The sequence below is a fragment of the Neisseria sp. P0009.S007 genome, assembly GCF_051962515.1.
Window position 1 is genome coordinate 1 of record NZ_JBQCVF010000198.1, and the last position, 2,554, is coordinate 2,554.

At 41.6% G+C, this 2,554-nt stretch carries 2 protein-coding genes; both read right to left on the reverse strand.

Going from position 1 to position 2,554, the window contains the following annotated elements:
• On the reverse strand, positions 1-1,581 hold a 1,581-nt coding region (locus ACTHS3_RS11500; protein WP_440367992.1), incomplete at its 3' end, for a dynamin family protein.
• Between the two features lie 77 nt (positions 1,582-1,658).
• Positions 1,659-2,554, reverse strand: an 896-nt coding sequence (locus ACTHS3_RS11505; protein WP_440367993.1) for a hypothetical protein, incomplete at its 5' end; no start/stop codon positions are given.

Genomic DNA, 2,554 nt, shown 5'->3' on the forward strand with positions numbered 1-2,554 from the left:
GTCAAAACGGCGCATTTCACTTTTCAATTTGTCTTTTAATTGCTTGCTCAAATTCAGTTTGATATCCGAAATCAAATCATCATACACGCCGCCCACATTGGCATCGATTGTGGCTTGCTGCTTTTTGAGTTCGGCTTCTTGCTTGCGCAATTCGTCCACATCGGCATGCTGAATCTGATGAATCTGCTCATTGATGAGCTCGGCCCATGCTTTTAAATAGCCTTGTAATGCGGTACGTTTGCCATTTTCAAAATCAATGCGCCGTTGCGCCAAAATTTGTTCTTTATTGGCAGTTACTTCACTCACTATTTGATGTATCTGATGAATATTGGCCAATTGGTTTAATGCATTTTTAGCCAATTCTTCATGACTGAAAACATCAGGGAATTTTTGATTCAAATTGCGCCATACGTGTTGCAAATTGGCATCCCAAGTATGCTGCTCATCAAAACGCTGCTGCATTGAAAACGCTACGCTTGAAGAGCAAATAACGTTGTTTTTGCTCAACTTGTCCGCAGCCACTTTCATTGACGGATATTCTTGGACTTGTTTGGCCAAAACATTACGCGCATGCTTGGTCAAATTGTCAGAAATACGTTCCAAAACATGAATAGGATCGCTCAAGCCTTGACTTTCACTGCCAAACAATTGGTTATCCACCTGGCTGGCGATAAGATAAGCTTGCTGCGTCCCCTCTTTAGTCGTTACCTGATGCATCAAATCGGTATCCTCACTGCTGAGGAATTGTCCCGAAGGAGAAACAATCAATACGACATCGCAGTGTTGCAACAATTGGTTGGTGCGTTCGCCACGAGATGTCACAGGGTCATTAATTCCCGGGGTATCAATGATTTGCAGGCCCTGCAAACCTTTTTCCGGAATATGCAATGTAACGGACTTGGTAAACGGCATGAACGCTCCGCTTGACCCAACAAATTGGTTCAATACGCCATTCATCAACTCTTCCACACTACCCGCTGAAATCGTACGGTATTGCTCCAAATCGCTTAATGATTTGCCTGATTCTTTAATACGGCAATATTGATCATATGAAGCAAAAGACGGATCGTCCTTCATCTCCCGTTCGGCTTGAGATTTGGCCTTATTGCGGCATTCTTGCTGCTCTTCCGCCGATAAAGAATTAACACCCTTTTTTCTCTTAATTCTCTCAGCATTTTCCAGCTCTTTTTCTTTAACTTTACTATCTAACGCTTTTTGGAAAAAATCATATTTGACTTTAATTTCATCAATGTCTTGTTGAGTAAAAAAGTCCACTTCTGCGCTGACATTTTCACTGTATTCCATAATGGTCAGCGCAGCTGTCATCGGTGTGGCTGCTTTGGGCAAAATGTCGTTACCATTGAAAAGCAAGGCATTGAGCATGGAGCTTTTCCCTGCCTTCACACGCCCGATAATACCGATACGCAACACACGGCCTTGTTCTGCAAAGCTATCTAAAACTCTCTGCCACTCTTCGCTTTTCTGAATTGCATGTTCCTGCTTCAAAGCCAAGGCATCATGACTGAAATTATTTTTATTTACGAATTCTTCAATTTGGTTGTTTAACTGGATGATATCCATGAATAGATCCTTAATATTTTTGAGAGTATCTATTTTTTCAGACGGCCTTCGATATTATTGAGGCCGTCTGAAAATGATTAGGCAAACAAATAACGGTTTGCCGCTGTAGTCAACTGTTGCTTGCCGCTTTCCAACTCACTAATTGTGCTTTCCAACTCGGCGGCTTTTGCTGCTTTTTCTGCCTCTGCAGCTTCAATCTCATTGCGTTTTTGTTGCAGCTGCTCCTCAAACTGTTCACTGACTTGATTAATCAGGGCTGTAATATTCTGATTCATTAAGTCAGGCAATACGGTATTAAGCTGCTGTTGAATTTGTGGAATGACATTATTGATAATTGCCTGCTCTACTTGTTCACGCTGTCTGCGCTCCTTCTCTCCTTTTGTAAATAAAGAAATAATTTCAGGCAGGAAGAGCAACACCGCACCTACAATACCAAATACACCACCAAGCAATGCTTTCAATGTTGTCGAAGTCACATTAACCATAATTGCTTTAGATATTGATTTTAATGCTGTATTAGCTACTTTTCCGAAAGCGTCTGCCCCGCTATTGGCCAATACATCCATTGCAATGCCACCCAAACCGCCATCCGGCAAAGTAGCTAATTGTGCATTGATACCATTGCCCATTTCTTCTATCAAATCTTGGCTAATGGCTCGGAAGCGGGTCTGAACGGCGGAAAGCAGTGCATTTTTTGTAATGTCATTCAGCTCGCGCTCAAATGCACCTTGGTTATTGATTGCCAAATCAACCAGTCGCATTTTTTGCTGCAAAATCGCAGATGTGACAGCCTGATTGATGACAGATACGCTATCTCGTGAATAACGCTGCTCGACATCATTGATTGCAGATTGTTTTTTGGCTTCAATACCTTGCAGGCTGTTTTGCAGGGCAGATAAAGTTTCTTCGATTTCTTTTCTATTTGATTTAAATGTAGAAATTTTGACATTGATGCTTTGTATTAATCCTGTAT